The sequence below is a fragment of the Streptomyces sp. NPDC097640 genome, assembly GCF_040302705.1.
Lineage (GTDB): Bacteria > Actinomycetota > Actinomycetes > Streptomycetales > Streptomycetaceae > Streptomyces.
This window is the reverse complement of sequence record NZ_JBEOSB010000038.1, coordinates 79,189-95,243: the sequence shown is the minus strand read 5'-3', so window position 1 is coordinate 95,243 and position 16,055 is coordinate 79,189. Positions and strand designations below refer to the sequence as shown.

General features: G+C 73.7%; 15 protein-coding genes and 1 pseudogene. 12 read left to right on the top strand and 4 right to left on the bottom strand.

All coding sequences use genetic code 11. From position 1 onward, the window contains the following. The first annotated feature begins 2 nt into the window (after positions 1 to 2). From ABTY62_RS41570 to ABTY62_RS41550, 5 genes are read left to right on the top strand one after another with little or no spacing between them, the layout of a single operon-like run. Positions 3 to 1,172, top strand: coding sequence for an ABC transporter substrate-binding protein (locus ABTY62_RS41570; protein WP_352134572.1), 1,170 nt, complete (start codon positions 3 to 5; stop codon positions 1,170 to 1,172). Further along, on the top strand, positions 1,169 to 2,107 hold the full coding sequence (locus tag ABTY62_RS41565; RefSeq protein ID WP_352134571.1) for an ABC transporter permease: 939 nt from the start codon (positions 1,169 to 1,171) through the stop codon (positions 2,105 to 2,107). The genes ABTY62_RS41570 and ABTY62_RS41565 overlap by 4 nt, the downstream gene beginning before the upstream one ends. Continuing rightward, a complete protein-coding gene (locus tag ABTY62_RS41560; protein ID WP_352134570.1) occupies positions 2,104 to 2,886 on the top strand; it encodes an ABC transporter permease in 783 nt (260 codons plus the stop codon). Before ABTY62_RS41565 ends, ABTY62_RS41560 begins: the two co-directional genes overlap by 4 nt. Then, a complete protein-coding gene (locus tag ABTY62_RS41555; RefSeq protein ID WP_352134569.1) occupies positions 2,876 to 4,000 on the top strand; it encodes an ABC transporter ATP-binding protein in 1,125 nt (374 codons plus the stop codon). The genes ABTY62_RS41560 and ABTY62_RS41555 overlap by 11 nt, the downstream gene beginning before the upstream one ends. Positions 4,001 to 4,022: 22 nt before the next feature. Beyond that, positions 4,023 to 5,408, top strand: a complete 1,386-nt coding sequence (locus ABTY62_RS41550; protein WP_352134568.1) for an NAD(P)/FAD-dependent oxidoreductase — start codon at positions 4,023 to 4,025, stop codon at positions 5,406 to 5,408. Between the two features lie 27 nt (positions 5,409 to 5,435). On the opposite strand, the pseudogene ABTY62_RS47645 reads toward ABTY62_RS41550, so the two are convergent. Next, positions 5,436 to 5,525 (bottom strand): annotated as a pseudogene (locus tag ABTY62_RS47645) (short-chain dehydrogenase); the annotation flags it as partial. Positions 5,526 to 5,560: 35 nt separating this feature from the next. Here ABTY62_RS47645 and ABTY62_RS41545 point away from each other — a divergent pair. Beyond that, positions 5,561 to 6,559: a hypothetical protein gene (locus tag ABTY62_RS41545; protein ID WP_352134567.1), complete on the top strand. Its 999-nt coding sequence runs from the start codon at positions 5,561 to 5,563 to the stop codon at positions 6,557 to 6,559. 101 nt (positions 6,560 to 6,660) lie between these two features. Here the strand turns inward: ABTY62_RS41545 and ABTY62_RS41540 are convergent, their stop codons facing one another. Continuing rightward, positions 6,661 to 7,374 (bottom strand): SDR family NAD(P)-dependent oxidoreductase, encoded by a 714-nt coding sequence (locus tag ABTY62_RS41540; RefSeq protein ID WP_352134566.1) that lies wholly within the window; start codon positions 7,372 to 7,374, stop codon positions 6,661 to 6,663. 78 nt (positions 7,375 to 7,452) lie between these two features. Between ABTY62_RS41540 and ABTY62_RS41535 the strand changes: the two genes are divergently transcribed. The 6 genes from ABTY62_RS41535 to ABTY62_RS41510 all read left to right on the top strand — a co-directional run bounded on the left by ABTY62_RS41535 (position 7,453) and on the right by ABTY62_RS41510 (position 13,134). Then, positions 7,453 to 7,860, top strand: a complete 408-nt coding sequence (locus tag ABTY62_RS41535; protein ID WP_352134565.1) for a winged helix-turn-helix transcriptional regulator — start codon at positions 7,453 to 7,455, stop codon at positions 7,858 to 7,860. Positions 7,861 to 7,987: 127 nt separating this feature from the next. Then, positions 7,988 to 9,037 carry a tetratricopeptide repeat protein gene (locus ABTY62_RS41530; RefSeq protein WP_352134564.1) on the top strand — a complete coding sequence of 350 codons (1,050 nt, stop codon included), beginning with the start codon at positions 7,988 to 7,990 and terminating at the stop codon, positions 9,035 to 9,037. Then, positions 9,034 to 10,143, top strand: a complete 1,110-nt coding sequence (locus ABTY62_RS41525) for a polyprenyl synthetase family protein (RefSeq protein WP_352134563.1) — start codon at positions 9,034 to 9,036, stop codon at positions 10,141 to 10,143. Before ABTY62_RS41530 ends, ABTY62_RS41525 begins: the two co-directional genes overlap by 4 nt. An 85-nt stretch (positions 10,144 to 10,228) precedes the next feature. Beyond that, on the top strand, positions 10,229 to 10,471 hold the full coding sequence (locus tag ABTY62_RS41520; RefSeq protein ID WP_352134562.1) for a ferredoxin: 243 nt from the start codon (positions 10,229 to 10,231) through the stop codon (positions 10,469 to 10,471). Beyond that, a complete protein-coding gene (locus ABTY62_RS41515) occupies positions 10,461 to 11,852 on the top strand; it encodes an NAD(P)/FAD-dependent oxidoreductase (protein WP_352134561.1) in 1,392 nt (463 codons plus the stop codon). Before ABTY62_RS41520 ends, ABTY62_RS41515 begins: the two co-directional genes overlap by 11 nt. 28 nt (positions 11,853 to 11,880) lie before the next feature. After that, entirely contained in the window at positions 11,881 to 13,134 is a 1,254-nt protein-coding gene (locus ABTY62_RS41510; protein ID WP_352134560.1) for a cytochrome P450, read from the top strand. A gap of 25 nt (positions 13,135 to 13,159) precedes the next feature. Here the strand turns inward: ABTY62_RS41510 and ABTY62_RS41505 are convergent, their stop codons facing one another. Both ABTY62_RS41505 and ABTY62_RS41500 read right to left on the bottom strand, forming a co-directional pair. Then, positions 13,160 to 14,545, bottom strand: coding sequence for a cryptochrome/photolyase family protein (locus ABTY62_RS41505; RefSeq protein ID WP_352134559.1), 1,386 nt, complete (start codon positions 14,543 to 14,545; stop codon positions 13,160 to 13,162). Between the two features lie 16 nt (positions 14,546 to 14,561). Further along, the gene (locus ABTY62_RS41500) at positions 14,562 to 16,046 is read right to left on the bottom strand and encodes an SDR family oxidoreductase (RefSeq protein WP_352134558.1); all 1,485 of its coding nucleotides are present in this window, start codon (positions 16,044 to 16,046) and stop codon (positions 14,562 to 14,564) included. Between the last annotated feature and the right edge of the window lie 9 nt (positions 16,047 to 16,055).

Below are 16,055 nucleotides of genomic sequence, written 5' to 3'. Positions count from 1 at the left end.
CGATGTCCCCCCGATCCCCATTCTCCGGAGCATTCCACGGGGCGTTCCGCGGAGTGCGGACCCGACGCCCCGCGCTGGCCGGGACCGCCTTCGCGACCGTCGGTGTGCTGCTCACGGCCGGCTGCGCGCAAGGGGGGCCCGGCAAGGAGGCCGACGCGGCCGATCTCGTCGGCAAGCCCGCGGGCACGGTCAAGAAGGAAGCGCTCAAGGACGTCCGGATGACCTATGTGTCATACGGCGGCGGCATGCAGGACGGCCAGGAGGCCGCGTTCGTCGAGCCGTTCGCCAAGGAGTCCGGCGCCGATGTGCTCACCGACGGCCCCACCGACCCGGCCAAGATCAAGACGCAGGTGGACTCCAAGAACGTGCTGTGGGACGTGGTCGACACCACCCCGTGGGACGCCGCCGCCAACTGCGGGACGCTGTACGAAAAGCTGGACTACAAAATCATCGACACCAGCCAGCTGCCGCGCCAGACCCCCGAGTCGGACTGCATGGTCCCCTCGCTGATCTACGGGTACGGCCTCTTCTACAACGCCGAGAAGTACGGGGACAATCCCCCCACGACCTGGGCGGACTTCTTCGACACCGAGAAGTTCCCGGGCAAGCGGGGCGTCGACGGCCGCCCGACCCCCACCCCCGGCATCTTCGAGGCGGCCCTGCTGGCCGACGGCGTGGGCCCGAGCAAGCTGTACCCGCTGGACACCAAGCGGGCGCTGCGCAAGTGGGACAGCGTCAAGTCCGACCTCACGTACTGGAAGACCGGCGCCCAGCAGACCCAGATCGTGCAGTCCGGCCAGGCGGACATGATCATGGCCTGGAGCGGCCGTATCTACGAGGCCAACGCCAACGGGGCGAACTTCCGCCCGGTGTGGAACAACAGCTTCACCCTCTATGACGTGTTCGCCGTCCCGAAGGGCTCGAAGAACGACAAGGCCGCGATGGGCCTGATCAACTACGCGCTCGGGGCCGAGCAGCAGACCAGGCAGTCCGAGTACACCAGCTACGCGCCGGTCAACGTCGGCGCCAAGCCCAAGCTGTCCCCGCAGGGCAAGAAGCTCGACCCGACCCAGGAGACGGTGCTCAACCAGTCCATCACCCCCGACTTCACCTACTGGGGCAAGAACCGGGACAAGCTGTCCAAGGCCTGGTCCGACTGGCTGAACGGATGACAGCGCCCTCCCCCCGTACGACGCCCGGCCGGCACGCCGGCCGGCCGGGCGGGCGGTCGGCGGCCCCCTCCGCCGCCGCCACCGACCGGGCCCCCGGCTCCCCCCGGCGCTGGCTGCTGATCGTGCCGACCGCGCTGCTGGTGTTGGCCGGCTTCGTCTACCCGGTCGCCACGATCGTGGTGCGCAGCGTCACCCAGCCGGAGCCCGGTCTCCAGAACTTCTCGTGGCTGCTGCACGACACCACCTCGCTCGAGGTGCTGGGCCGCACCCTGGCCGTCGCCGCCCTGGCCACGCTGATCACCCTGGTGCTCGGCTACCCGTACGCGTATCTGATGACCGTGTCCGGACCGGCGCTGCGCGGGCTGCTGATGCTGGCCGTGCTGATGCCGTTCTGGACCAGCCTGATGGTGCGCGTCTTCGCCTGGGTGATCATCCTTCAGGACAACGGCGTGCTCAACACGGTCCTGGGCGCGCTGGGCCTCGGCGAGACTCATCTGCTGGGGACCACCACGGGCGTGCTGATCGGCATGTGCCAGCTCCTGATGCCGTTCATGGTGCTGCCCCTGTTCAACGCGATGCGCTCGATCGACCGGCGGGTGGTGCAGGCCGGGATGATCTGCGGCGCACCGCCCTGGACGGCGTTCCGGCGGGTCTTCGTCCCGCTGTCGCTGCCCGGGGTGTTCGCCGGGTCGCTGATGGTGTTCATCCTCTCGCTCGGCTTCTACATCACCCCCGCCGTGCTCGGCTCGCCCCGCCAGGAGCTGCTGCCCAACGCGCTGTACACGCAGATCAGCGAGTTGCTGAACTGGGGCCGCGGCGGGGCGCTCGCGGTGGCGCTGCTGCTCACGGCGGGCCTGCTGCTCGCGGTGACGGCCTGGGTGTCCAAGCGGGTGACCGGTAAGTCGGCCCAGGTCACGGGAGGTCTGGAGCTGTGAGCAGGCGAATCCCCCTCAAGATCTTCGGCGCGCTGGTCGCGCTCTGGCTGGTCGCCCCGACGCTGGTGGTGATCCCGCTCAGCTTCACCGGGCAGCGCTCGCTGGCGTTTCCGCCCGAGCGCTGGTCCCTGCGGTGGTACGAGTCGTTCTTCTCGGACAGCCGCTGGGTGGCCGATCTGCTGAACTCGCTCCAGATCGGCGCCCTCGTCGGGGTCCTGGCCACCGTGCTGGGCACGGCCGCCAGCTACGCCCTGACCCGCGGCCGGTTCCGGGGCCGGGGCGTGGCGGGCGCGCTGCTGATCGCCCCGATGCTGGTGCCCACGGTCGTCTTCGCGGTGGGCCTCTACGCGCTGTTCCTCCAGCTGCGGCTGGTGGGGACGTTCACCGGGTTCCTGATCGCGCACACCGTGCTGGCCCTGCCGTTCGTGATCGTCCCGGTGTCCTCGGTGCTGTCGCGGTTCGACACCACGCTGGAGCGCGCGGCGGCGATCTGCGGCGCGAGCCGCGGGCGCGCCTTTCTCACGGTCACCCTGCCGGTGATCGCGCCCGGTCTGCTGTCCGGGTTCATGTTCGCCTTCGTGACCTCCTTCGACGAGGTCGTGGTGTCCATGTTCATCTCCAGCCCCTATCTGGAGACCCTGCCGGTGCGGATGTACAGCAGCATCCAGCGCGACGTCGATCCCACCATCGCCGCCGCGGCCACCCTCATCATCTGCTTCACCAGCGCGCTGATCGCGATCGCGCTGCTCGCACAATCGCGGAGGCGACGTGTCAGCTGACCTCAAGCGCGGCGGGGCCGCCGATCTCACGTCGGCCGACCTCAAGCGCACCGGGGCCGCCATCGAACTGCGCGGCCTGACCAAGGACTACGGGTCGAGCCGGGCCGTGCGCGGCGTCGATCTCACCATCCAGCCGGGCGAGTTCATGACCTTCCTGGGCCCCAGCGGCTCGGGCAAGACGACCACGCTCAACATGATCGCGGGCTTTGTGCCGCCGACCTCGGGCGACATCCTGGTCGACGGCAAGCCGCTGAACTCCGTGCCCCCGCACCGGCGCGAGATGGGCATGGTCTTCCAGGGCTACGCCCTGTTCCCGCACCTGAGCGTGTGGGACAACATCGAATTCCCGCTGCGGCAGCGGAAGCTGCCGAAGGCGCGGCGGCGCGAACTGGTGCGCGCGGCGGTGCGGACCGTACAGCTGGAGGGGTTCGAACGGCGCCGCCCCGCGGAGCTGTCCGGCGGCCAGCAGCAGCGCGTCGCCTTCGCGCGGGCGATCGTCTACCGGCCGCCGGTGCTGCTCATGGACGAGCCGCTGGGCGCGCTCGACAAGAAGCTCCGCGAGGCCCTCCAGGAGGAGATCCGGGAGATCCACCGCCAGGTGGGCACCACGTTCCTCTATGTCACCCACGACCAGGAGGAGGCGCTCACCCTCTCCGACCGGATCGCCGTCTACGACGACGGGCGGATCGTGCAGGTGGGCACCGCGGAGGAGCTCTACGAGCGGCCCGAGTCGCTGTTCGTGGCCCAGTTCCTCGGCGAGTCCACGCTGCTGCGCGGCGTCGTCCACCCCGACGACCCCAAGCGGCTGCACGCGGGCGCGTACGGCGTACCGCTGGGCGGCGCCCACACGGTGCGCGGCGACGCCGTGGTCGTGATCCGCCCCGAGCGGCTGCGGCTGTCGGCCGAGCAGCCGGCCCCCGGCCGGGCCGGGGTGCCGATCACCGTGCGCGACGAGACGTACCTCGGCCACTCGCGCAAGCTGACCGTCGAGCTGCCCGGCGGGTCCACCGGGCTGGTCCGGGAGGGTCCCGGCACCGCCTCCGGGCTGCGCGTCGGCGACACCGGCTTCGCCACCTGGGACCCGGCCGTCGCCGCCGTGGTCCCCGCCACATGACCTCTTTATAAGGACAAGCGAAGTGATCAACGGTCAGGTCTCCTACTGGATGCAGGACACGGCCGCCACCGAACGCCCGGAAAGGCCCCCGCTGGACGGGGACACCACCGTCGACGTGTGCGTCGTCGGCGCCGGATACACCGGGCTGTGGACCGCGTACTGGCTCCGCCAGGCGCTGCCCGACGCCTCGATCCTCGTGGTCGAGGCGCAGCACGTCGGCTACGGCGCCTCCGGCCGCAACGGCGGCTGGCTCTCCGGCAAGATGATCGGGCTCTCCCGCCACATGGCCGAGGGCCCCGGGGGCCGGGAGGCGGTCCTCGAACTGCGGCGCGCGGCAGTCGACGCGTTCGACGAGATCCTCGGGATCATGGCCGACCACGCCGTGGACGTGGACGCCGTGCACGGCGGCTACCTCACCATCGGCCGCACCCCCGCCGAACTCGCCCGGATCCGGGCGGCGGTCGAGGCCGAGCGCGCGTGGGGCATGACCGAGGACGACGTACGGCTGCTGTCCGCGGCCGAGGCGGCCGACCGGATCAGCATCGACGGAATGCTCGGCGCGCTCTACAGCCCGCACAACGTACGGCTCCACCCCGGAAAGCTGGTCGCCGGCCTGGCCTCGGCCGCCGAGGCCGCCGGCGTCCGGATCGCCGAGCGCACCCCGGCCCTGGACATCGCCCCCGGCCGCGTCCGCACCCCGCACGGCACTGTGACCGCCCGCCACGTCCTGCGCGCCACCGAGGGATACACCGCGCGGCTGCCCGGCCGGCGCCGCGACATGCTGCCCATGAACAGCTCGATGGTCATCACCGAGCCGCTGTCCGAAGCGGACTGGAAGACCATCGGCTGGACCGGCGGCGAGGCCCTCTCCGGCGCCCAGCACACCTACTTCTACGCCCAGCGCACCGCCGACGGCCGCATCGCCCTCGGCGGCCGCGGCCTCCCGTACCGCTTCGGCTCCCGGCTCGACCGGGACGGCCGCCTGGACCGCTGGACCATCGGCCAGCTGCACGGAGTGCTGCGCGGCCTGTGGCCCGAGGTGCGCTTCGAACTCGCCCACGCCTGGTGCGGCTCCCTGGGCGTACCGCGCGACTGGTCGCCCTCGGTGGTGTGGGACCCGGCGACGGGCCTCGGCCACGCCGGGGGCTACGTCGGCCAGGGCGTGACGGCCTCCTACCTGGCCGGCCGCACCCTCGCCGACCTGGTGGCCGGGAAGGAGACCCGCTACACCCGCCTGCCCTGGTCGGGCCGCACCTCCCCCCGCTGGGAGCCGGAACCCCTGCGCTGGCTGGGCTCCTACGCCATGTACGGCCTCTACCGAATCGCCGACCTCAGCGAGGGCAGCGCCCGCCACGAGGGCACCTCGGCCTTCGCCCGGCTGGCGGACACGATCACCGGCCGGCACTGATTCCTCTCTGGGCTCGGTTCTCCCCCAGATGATCCGGCCGCCGTCGCCCATCAGCGGCAGCGCCGGCCGGATGATGAAGTACGGTGCCCTCACGTTCACTGCGAACAGGCGGTCGAACGCCTACCGGACACGATGTTCGCGGGAGGGACGGCATGAGGTGGCGGTGGCGGAGTCCGTTCGCCGGGAGGCCGAAAAAGCCGCGGGCTGCGGAGCGGGCGCGGCTCGACGCGGCGATCACGGCTCTCGGCATCGCCCTTGACGAGCATCCCTTCCGCCCCGGTCAGGACGGTACGACGGCCGCCATGCGGCGGGACCTGCTGGACGCCCTTGACGCCTACGACCAGGCCAAACGCAGGGCAGCGGACGACGACCCGTGCGGCGCGCGGGAAGCGCTGGAGGACGGTCGGCACGCGCTGGCCGTCCTCGACGCGAGGCTCGCGGGGCAGCGTCCGCCGGACCGGATGCCGGAGTGCTTCTTCGACCCCGTTCACGGCCGCGCGACGGCGCGCGTCCGGTGGGCGCCGGAGGGCGGCCGGGAGCGCCTCGTGGCCGTCTGCGCCACCGACGCCGCGCGCCTGGCCGAGATCTCCGGCCCGAGGGCGTCCGGCAAGGACGAGGCGTACGGAGACGAGCGTCGTCGTCGCGTGACACTGCCGGACGCGCCGGGACCCCACGTCCTGCGGGTGGTGACCGTCTCACCGGCCCGTTTCATCGTGAGCGGGGACCCGGGCCGCGGAGGGCAGGCCTACAGGGTGCACGGCGGCGGCGGACCGGCCGAAGCCCTGCTTCCGCTCCCGGCCAGGAAGGGCCGGACCGAGGTGTGGGTGGAGGCCGCGACGGATGACGGAGCCGCAGGCACGGACTGGGCTGCCACCGCTCACACCCTGGACGAGGTTGCGACGCACGATGCGATGACCCTCGGCCACGGCGACGGCCTGGTCCGCCACGACGGCCCGGCCGGCCCGGCTGTTTTCGCCCATCGCGGCCCCGGACGGTTCGAGCTGCTCGCCCTGAACGGACGGCTCGTCAGGTGGGCCACGGCCGCGTCCGGGACGGACGACCAGGACGTGTCATTCTCCCTTCCCGGCCCCGGGTGGTATCAGGTGCGGGCCCGCGGGTCGTGGACCCTCACCTTCACCGACAGCCAGTAGGTCTTGGTCAGGTTGGTAGCGCCTTCGGTATCCGCGCGCGTCCGACCCCGCTGGGACAGGCGCTCGCCGAGTACGGCCGGATCGCAGGACCGAGCACTGGTTCAGAAGCCGACTGTGGTCTCGAAAGCGTCGCGCGCCTGCGCGAGTTGGTACCAGCGGTCGGCGAGGGCGTCCGGGTCGCCGTCGCCCGAGCCGGGCACGATCGGCAGGCCGATGGACAAGTGGCCGACCCAGACGCCTTCGCCGGCGAGGTCGTCGTGCAGGCCGCGGGCCCAGGAGCGCAGCCCGGCCAGGGCGATGCCCGAGTTGCTCATCCCGGGGATGGGGGCGAGGGCGGTCGTGCCGGTGGTGAACAGGAGTGCGCCGTCGCGGGCCTCGCGCATGGCCGGCAGGACCGCGGCGGCCGCGGTGAGAGCGCCGCCGACGAGCATGTCGAACATGGGGCGCACCGATTCCGGGGTGGTCTCCGCCGCGGAGGTGAACCCCATCGCCTTCAGGTCGGGCACCTGGCCGGCCACATTGGGGAAGGTGGGGGCCGGGCTGTAGGAGAGCACGCCGATCCGCCCGAGTTCCCCGGCGGCCGTGTTCAGCGCACCGGTCAGGCCCGCGGCGTCGGTGACGTCGGCCGGGTAGGCGCGGGCGGTGATGCCCTCGGCGGCCAGAGCGCCGGCGATGCCGCGCAGCTTGTCGGCGTTGCGGGCGATCAGGGCGACGGGGTGCCCGGCGCTGCCGAAGCGGCGGGCGATCGCGCGTCCCAGGCCCGGGCCGGCGCCGATGACCGCGACCGTGGGGGGCGTGGAAGGTGTGGCGGACATACTGCTACCTCGCTTGCTTACGATGAGTGCGTAGCCCCACGGTAGGTATGTATGGACGACCTCACAAAAGGCACATTGATGTTCGCAGAGCACACCACTGATCCTGATCGCGCCGCTGTCCCCGCCCCGCATCCGTGCGAGTCCTGGCCGGACAACGGGCGCGGATTCCGGGAGACCCTCGACCGGATCGGCGACAAGTGGTCGGTCCTGGTCATCGGCATCCTCAGCCAGGGCCCCCTGCGCTTCGGCACTCTGCACCAGCGGGTCCCGGGGGTCTCCCAGCGCATGCTCACCCTCACCCTGCGCCACCTGGAACGCGACGGCATCGTCACCCGCACCGCCTACGCCGAGGTCCCGCCGCGCGTCGAATACGAACTGACCGCGCTCGGGGAGAGCTTGCGCGGAACGGTCCACGCCCTCGCCCAGTGGGTCACCGACCACAACGACGAGATCGAAACCGCGCGCCACCACTACGACATGCGCTGACTGCTCGCGGGGCTGCCACCAGGGAAGTACGCCCCCACAGCCATCTATACACCACGTTTATACGCTCCATGTATAGTCCGGTGTCGATCAAGACCACGGCATCCGCCGACGGGTCGGAAAGGCACCCATGTACGCCAAGGCATTAGCGCCCGAGTACCAAGGCGCGCTCAGTTCCCTGTCCGTGAACTCCTCCCTCGCCGATGTCCTCGCCGAGGGCACCGACCGGCTGCGCGCCGCCGAGCGGGCGGGGTCGCAGGGGGAGGTGGCTCGCTCGGGGCTCGCCGTGGCGGAGGCGTACCGCCGGCTGGGCCACATCGAGGAGGCCGACCGCGCCTGGAAGGCGAGCTACCGCGCCGCCCGGTCGGCGGGCGACGTGGGCGCGATGGCGTGGGCGGTGTGGAGCGGCGGCACCCTCGCCCGGCAGCGGGGCTCCCTCGCACTGGCCCGCCGGCTGCTCACCCACGCCGCCGAGTTGGGCAAGCGCGGCGACGACATCGTGGCCCGGGGCTACTCGCTGGCCGGCCTCGCGGAGACCGGCCGTATCCAGGGCGACTACGAGGCCGTGCGCACCCTCCACGAGCAGTTGCTCGCCGAGGCCCGCAAGCGCGGCGAGGCCCGCCACACCGTGTGGGCGCTGGAGGGCATCGCCCAGATCCACCGGAACACCGGTTCGTACGACACCGCCTTCGCGATGTTCGAGGAGGCCGCGGCCATCGCGGCCCAGGCCGAGGACCAGCGCGGCCACGCGTGGGCGCTGCGCGGCATGGCCGACATCGTGTCCCTGCGGGACAAGGACGCGGACCGGGCCCTGGCGCTGCTGTCCGAGGCCGAGCTCACCTGCCGCGAGATGAAGCTGTCCAGCGCGCTGGCCTACAACCACAAGATGCGCGGCAACGTCCTGTACCGCGCCGCCCGTTACCCGTCGGCCCGGGAGTACTACGAGACGGCGCTGGCCGAGTTCCGCGCCATGAGCGAGCCGCGCGGCACCGCGCTGTCCCGCCTCGGGCTGGCCAAGACGCTCGCCCGCCTCGGGCAGGACCCGGCGGTCACCGCCGCGGAACTGGACGAGCTTCGGGGGGAGCTGGACCGGATCGGGCTGCGGCACGCCCGCGAGATGGTCGACGCGGCGCACGAGGAGCTGGGCATATCGACCCGGGAGAGGATGGCCACCCGATGACCGCGCCACCGGCCACGCTCCTCCCCGCTTCCGCCTCCGCTTCGCGGACCCTCACCCGCTGCCGCGGCCTCGTACGCCCCGCGCTGACCGCGGCCGTCGAGCGGCTCCACCCGTATCCCGGCGAGATGGCCGCCTTCTCCTTCGGCTGGTGCGAGGTGGGCGGCGGCCCGGCCGTCCGGCCCGGGGGCGGCAAGGGCGTGCGCCAGGCCCTGGCCGTGCTCGGCGCGGAGGCGGCGGGCGCGCCCGGGGCGGCCGCGATCCCCGGGGCGGTGGCCGTCGAGCTGGTCCACGCCTTCTCGCTCCTGCACGACGACATCATGGACGGCGACGAGACCCGGCGCCGGCGCGCGACCGTGTGGAAGGCGTACGGCACCGGCCCCGCCGTCCTGGCCGGGGACGCGCTGTTCGCCCTCGCGGTGCAGACGCTCGCCGAGTCGCCCGGCCCGCACGGCGGCGCGGCGATCCGGCATCTGTCGGGGGCGCTGGGCGACTTGGTGCGCGGTCAGGCGGAGGACCTGCTGTTCGAGTCCCGCCCCTGGACCGGCCCCGACGCGGTCCGCACCGCCGAGTACCGCGCGATGGCCGAGGCCAAGACCGGAGCGCTGCTGGGCTGTGCCGCGGCCCTCGGCGCCGTACTGGCCGGGGCCCCGGAGCCGGTCGTCACGGCGCTGGACCGGGCCGGGCGCCACCTGGGGGTGGCCTTCCAGGCCGTGGACGATCTGCTCGGCATGTGGGGTGACCCGGAGGTCACGGGCAAGCCCGTGCACGGCGATCTGCGCCGGCGGAAGAAGACGCTGCCCGTGCTGGCGGCCCTGGCCGCGGACGGCCCGGCCGCCCGCGAACTCGCCGCGCTCCTCACCGCCGACCCGGGCACCCCCGACCCGGGCACCCCCGACCCGGGCACCGCCGACCCAGGCGCCTCCGACGCCGCCGTCCGCCGCGCCGCCGAGCTGGTCGAGCGGGCGGGCGGCCGCGCCGCCACGCTGGCCGAGGCCCACCACCATCTGGACGCCGCCCGCGCCAGTCTGGCCTCCGTCCCGCTGGCCCCGGCCGCGGCCGGAGAGCTGCTGGGCCTGATGCCGTTCCTCGTCGACCGCGCGCTCTGACGCGTCGGACCACCCCTTTGGCCCGGCTGTGCGCGCGGCGGTGCGCCGCCTCGCCCATGCTGCTGGTGTGGAAGGACGGGGCCCGATGAGGCTTGTTGTCGATCTGAACCGCTGTCAGGGGTACGCGCAGTGCGTCTTCCTGGCGCCCGACGTGTTCGCCCTGCACGGGGACGAGGCGCTGCGGTACGCGCCCTACGCCGACGACTCGCGGCGCGAGCAGGTGGCCCGCGCGGTGGCCGCCTGCCCGGTCCAGGCGATCCTCCTGGACGAGGCGGACGAGGTGGACGAGGCTTACGGCCTGCCCCCGGTGGGCTCCGATGTCCGCTGACGGCCTGGAGTGGCTGCGGCGCGAGGGGCGGATCGTGATCGTCGGCGCCTCCCTGGCCGGGCTGCGGGCCGCGGAGACCCTGCGCGAGGAGGGGTTCACCGGCTCGCTCACGCTCATCGGCGACGAGCCCGACGAGCCGTACGACCGGCCGCCGCTGTCCAAACAGGTCCTGGTGGGCGACGCGCCCGCGGACCGCACCACGCTGCCCCGGCGCCGGGCGGTCGAGGCCCACTGGCGCCTGGGGACGGCCGCGGTCGGGCTGGACCCGGCGGCCCGCCGGGTGCGCCTGGCCGACGGCGACGAGGTGCCGTACGACCGGCTGCTGATCGCCACCGGCGTCCGCTCCCGCCCGTGGCCGAACCCCGCCGAAGCCGAGCTCGACGGCGTCTTCGTGCTGCGCACCAGCCGGGAGGCGGCGCGGCTGCGGCGCCGGCTGGCGGCCGGTCCGCGGCGGGTGCTGGTCGTCGGCGGCGGCTTCACCGGCTCGGAGATCGCGTCCGCCTGCCGGGAGCTGGGGCTGCCGGTCACCGTCGCTGAGCGCGGCCCGACGCCGCTGGTGGGCGCCCTGGGCGGGGTGATCGGCCAGGTCGCGGCGGAGCTCCAGCGCGCGCACGGCGTCGATCTGCGCTGCTCGGTCATGGTCACCGGTCTTGAGGGGGACGCGGCCGGGCGGCTGCGGCGCGCCCATCTGTCCGACGGCACCGCCCTCGACGTGGACCTGGCCGTGATCGCGCTCGGCACCGTCCGCAACACCGAGTGGCTCGCCGGCTCGGGGCTCGGCGCCGGGCCCCGCGGGGTCGCCTGCGACGCCGGGTGCCGGGTCTTCGACGTCCGGGGCCTGGTCACCGACAACGTCTTCGCGGCCGGGGATGTCGCCCGGTCCCCGCATCCGCTCTTCGGCTACCAGTTCCTGTCCCTCGAACACTGGGGCAACGCCGTCGCGCAGGCCGAGATCGCGGCGCACAACATGATCAGCGCCGGTCCTGACCGCCGCCCCCACCTCTGGGTCCCCGCCTTCTGGTCCGCGCAGTTCGGGGTGAACATCAAGTCGATCGGGGTGCCCTCCCTCGGCGACGAGCTCCTCATCGCCCAGGGGTCGCTCGCCGAGCGCAGCTTCGCCGGCGTCTACGGCCACCAGGGCCGCGTCATCGCCGCCGTCACCTTCGACCGGACCAGGTGGCTGGACTTCTACCGGCGGCAGATCGAGACGGCCGCGCCCTTCCCGCCGGACTACCCCACCGCGGACCGCGGCCCCGACGCGCTGCGCCCGGTCCCCGCCGACTTCCCCGACCCCTCCCTGCCCACCCACGGGCCGACCGTCACCCTCAGCGGCTACTCACCCACCGACCGGCGGATCGTCTTCACGCCCGCCCGGGCCTAGCGGGCCTCACCCGGAAGGACTCTCCGTCATGACGCACGGCACGTATATGCGGAAGATCATCGACTACGCCAACCGCGCCGACCCCTATCCCCTCTACTCCGAGCTGCGGAAGACGCCCGTGCTGCGGGACGAGGAGGGCCCGTACCTCGTCAGCACGTACTGGGAGATCCACGGCCTGCTGCACGACCCGCGGATCAGCTCGGACCGCCGCAACCTCAACCCGGACGCCGCGCGTCTGGTCGCCCTCGACGAGGAGGAGGACGACCCGATGCTGACCCCGAACTTCATCCGGCTCGACCCGCCCGACCACGACCGGCTGCGCCGGATCGCGATGTCCCCCTTCGGGCCGCCGCACACCCCGCGGCGGATCCACGACATGCGCGGCGAGCTCGGCCGGATCATCTCCGGGCTGATCGACGACTTCCAGGGCCGGGACGGGGCCGACCTCGTCGACGACTTCGCGTACCCCTTCCCGGTGACCGTGATCTGCCGGCTGCTGGGGGTGCCCCGCAACGACGAGCCGCTGTTCCACGACTGGGCCGACACCATCATCGCCGGCGCGGACCCCGACCCGGACGCGGACGCCACGGAGCGGCGCGCCACCGTCCGGCGGGCCCGCACCGAACTGAGCATGTACCTGTCCGAGTTGATCGAGGACCGCCGCCGCACCCCCGGCGAGGACATGCTCTCCGCGCTGGTCCACGGGGACGGGCCGGAGGAGCGGATGACCCACGCCGAACTGGTCAGCACCGCCTCGCTGCTGCTGATCGCCGGGCACGAGACGACGGTCAACCTGATCACCAACGGCATGCTGACCCTGCTGCGCCACCCCGATGTCCTCAAGCGGCTGCACGACGATCCGCATCTGGCCGCCTCGCTGGTGGAGGAGGTGCTGCGCTACGAGCCCCCGGTCCAGCTGCTGCCGCAGCGCACCCCGCTCACCGACGTCGACATCGCGGGCGTCACCATCCCCAAGGGCGAGTCGATCTGGCTGATCCTGGCCTCGGGCAACCGCGACCCCCGGCGCTTCCCCGACCCCGACCGGTTCGACCCGGACCGCAAGGACAACCAGCACCTGGGCTTCGGCAGCGGCATCCACATCTGCTACGGCGCGCCGCTGGCCCGGCTGGAGGCGCAGCTCGCGCTGACCGAGCTGGCCCGCAGGCTCGAGAACCCCCGGCTGCTGGAGGACCCGCCCCCGTACCGCCGGAACGCGGTGCTGCGCGGCCCGCGTCACCTGCCGGTCGGGTTCGACGGGGTGCACGCGGCCCGGGAACCCTGAAAGCGCCGCTGGTTTCGGCTCGGGCTCAGGAGCCGCGGCAACGTCTGAAGCGGGCCGCCGCCTCGTCGAGGTCCACGATCGGGTCGGGGTAGGCCAGGGCGGCGCGGTCCGGTCCTGGCAGCCGCCAGGGGCGGTGCACGGCGGGGCCCTGGACGGCGGCGAGTTCGGGCACCCAGCGGCGCACGTACGCCCCGTCGGGGTCGTGGCGCAGCGCCTGGGCGAGCGGGTTGAGGATGCGATTGGGGCGGGTGTCGGTGCCGGTGCCCGCCACCCACTGCCAGTTGAGCTGGTTGTTCGCGAGGTCGCCGTCCACCAGGAGCGCCAGGAAGTGCCGCGCTCCGATGCGCCAGTCGGCGTACAGGGTCTTGGCCAGGAAGCTCGCCGTCAGCAGCCGCGCCCGATTGTGCATCCAGCCCTCCTGCCTCAGCTGACGCATCGCCGCGTCCACGACCGGAAAGCCCGTCAGCCCCTCCTGCCAGGCCGCGATCTCGTCCGCGTCGTGGCGCCAGCGGTCGTGGCGCGGGCGGTAGTCGCGGTGGGCGGCGTCCGGGCGCGCGGCCAGGACCTGGTGGTGGAAGTCCCGCCAGGCCAGCTGGCGTACGAAGGCGTCCGCGCCCGGGCCGCGCGCCTCCAGCGCCCGGCGCGCCACCTCGCCCGGCGACAGACAGCCGAAGTGCAGATAAGGGGAGAGCCGGGAGGTGGCGTCCCCGGCGAGGTCGTCGTGGCGCTCGGCGTAGTCGGCCAGCGGGCCCGACGCCCAGAGCCGCAGCCTGCGGCGGGCCGCCGTCTCTCCCCCGGCGGGCAGCTCCGGGGAGGCCGCGCCCGGGGCCAGGGACGCCGCGGTGGGCAGGCCCGCGGAGCGGATCCGGGGCACGCGGACCGCGCGCGGCGCGGCGAGCGGGGCGCGCCAGGGCTCCTCGCGCCATCGGCGGTAGTACGGCGTGAAGACCGCGAAGTGGTCCTTGCCCCGGCCTCCGCCCGAGGAGCCCGAGGGGACGAGCGCGCCGGGCGCGACCACCGTCAGCGCCGCCTCGTGCACCCGCAGCTCGCGCCCGGCCTCCGCCAGCGCCGCCCGCAGCCGCTCCTCGCGCCGCGCCGCGTAACCGCTCACCCCGGCCGTCAGATGCACCGATCCGGCGCCGGTGCGCTCCGCCACCCGGCAGGTCTCCTGGACCACCTCGCCGCGCCGGACCACCAGCCGTCCGCCGCGCGCCCGCAGCGCCGCGTCGAGATCGGCGAGGCAGTCGGCGAGAAACGCCGCCCTGTTGGGCGTGGTGAAACCGGCTTCCCGTATCCCGGAATCGACGACGAACAGCGGCACCACGCTCTCCGCGTCCCGCAGCGCGCCGTGCAGCACCGGGTTGTCGTGCACCCGCAGATCCGCGGTGAACAGGGCGACGCTGACCCGCACCGGCACCCACCCCCGCTCAGCCGGGCACGGCCGCGTGCGCCTCGGCCCTGGCGACGACGTTCCGGGCCATGCCGCCGAAGACCAGACCGCTGCAGGCCGCACCGCCCCACCCGCACAGCCGTCCGGTCAGTCCGCGCGGCTCGAAGACGGCGCGCTGCCGGTACACCGCCCCGCCCGCCCCGTCCTCGGCCACCGCGATCTCCAGCCAGGCCGGGCCGGGCAGCGGCAGCTCGGAGCGCAGCCGCAGCCGGCGGCGCGGCTCCACGTCCTCGACCCGCCAGAAGCCCAGCCGGTCCCCGGCCCGCAGCGGCGCCGCCTCCGGGCGCCCCAGGTGCAGACCCACCCCGCCGACCGCCGCGTCCAGCCAGCCGCGCAGCGCCCAGGCGGGCGGCAGGGACTGCCAGCGGCCGCCGCCCGCGATGCCCTCCACCGCCTGCCACAGCTCCTCGGGCGCGGCGTCCACCGCCCGCTCGCGGTCGTCCGTACGGCAGCTGCCGCGCGCCCAGGGCGGGTCCGTCGGCAGCGGATCGCTCGGCTCACCGCGGTCGGCGGGCGGCCGCAGCGCCAGCCGCAGCGCCCGGTCCAGCGGAAGCAGGCCGTCGGGGGGCGGCGGCACATAGCGGGCGATGTCGTCCTCCCGGCAGACCACCTCGTGCCGCAGCGACTCCACCAGCGGGCGTGCGAGGGCGCCCGGCACGGGCGTGACCAGGCCGACCCACAGGCTGGAGAGATACGGGGTGAGCACCGGCACGGGGATCACCACCCGCCGCGGCAGCCGGGCCACGGCCGCGTACCGCCGCATCATGTCGCGGTACGTCACCACGTCCGGCCCGCCGATGTCGAAGGCGCGGTTCACCTCGTACGGCAGCCGGGCGCAGCCCACCAGCACCCGGAGCACATCGCGGACGGCGATCGGCTGGGTCCGGGTGCGCACCCAGCGCGGGGTGACCATCACCGGAAGGCGTTCGGTCAGATGGCGCAGCATCTCGAACGAGGCCGAACCCGAGCCGATGATCACACCGGCCCGCAGTACGGCGGTCGGCACCCCCGACGCCAGCAGCACCCGGCCCACCTCGGCGCGCGAGCGCAGATGGGGCGACAGCTCGCGCTCGGGCACCCCGGACGGAGTGAGCCCGCCGAGGTAGACGATCCGCCGGACCCCGGCGGCCCGCGCCTGCTCGCCGAAGATCCGGGCCGCCCGGCGGTCGGTCTCCTCGAAGCCGGGGCCGGTCCCCAGCGAGTGCACCAGGTAGTAGGCGACGTCCACGCCCTCCAGGGCCGCCCGCACGGACCGCGCGTCCATGACGTCCCCGCGCGCCTGCCCCACCCGCGCGGCCCAGGGGTGCCGGCGCAGCTTGTCGGGCGAACGGGCCAGGCAGCGCACCGGATGCCCGGCCGCCAGCAGCTCGGGCACCAGCCGGCTGCCGAGGTAGCCGGTCGCTCCGGTGACCAGACAGCGCGGCGGTGCTGCGGACGGGCCAGGGTTTCGGCGGTCTGCCATGCCGGACTC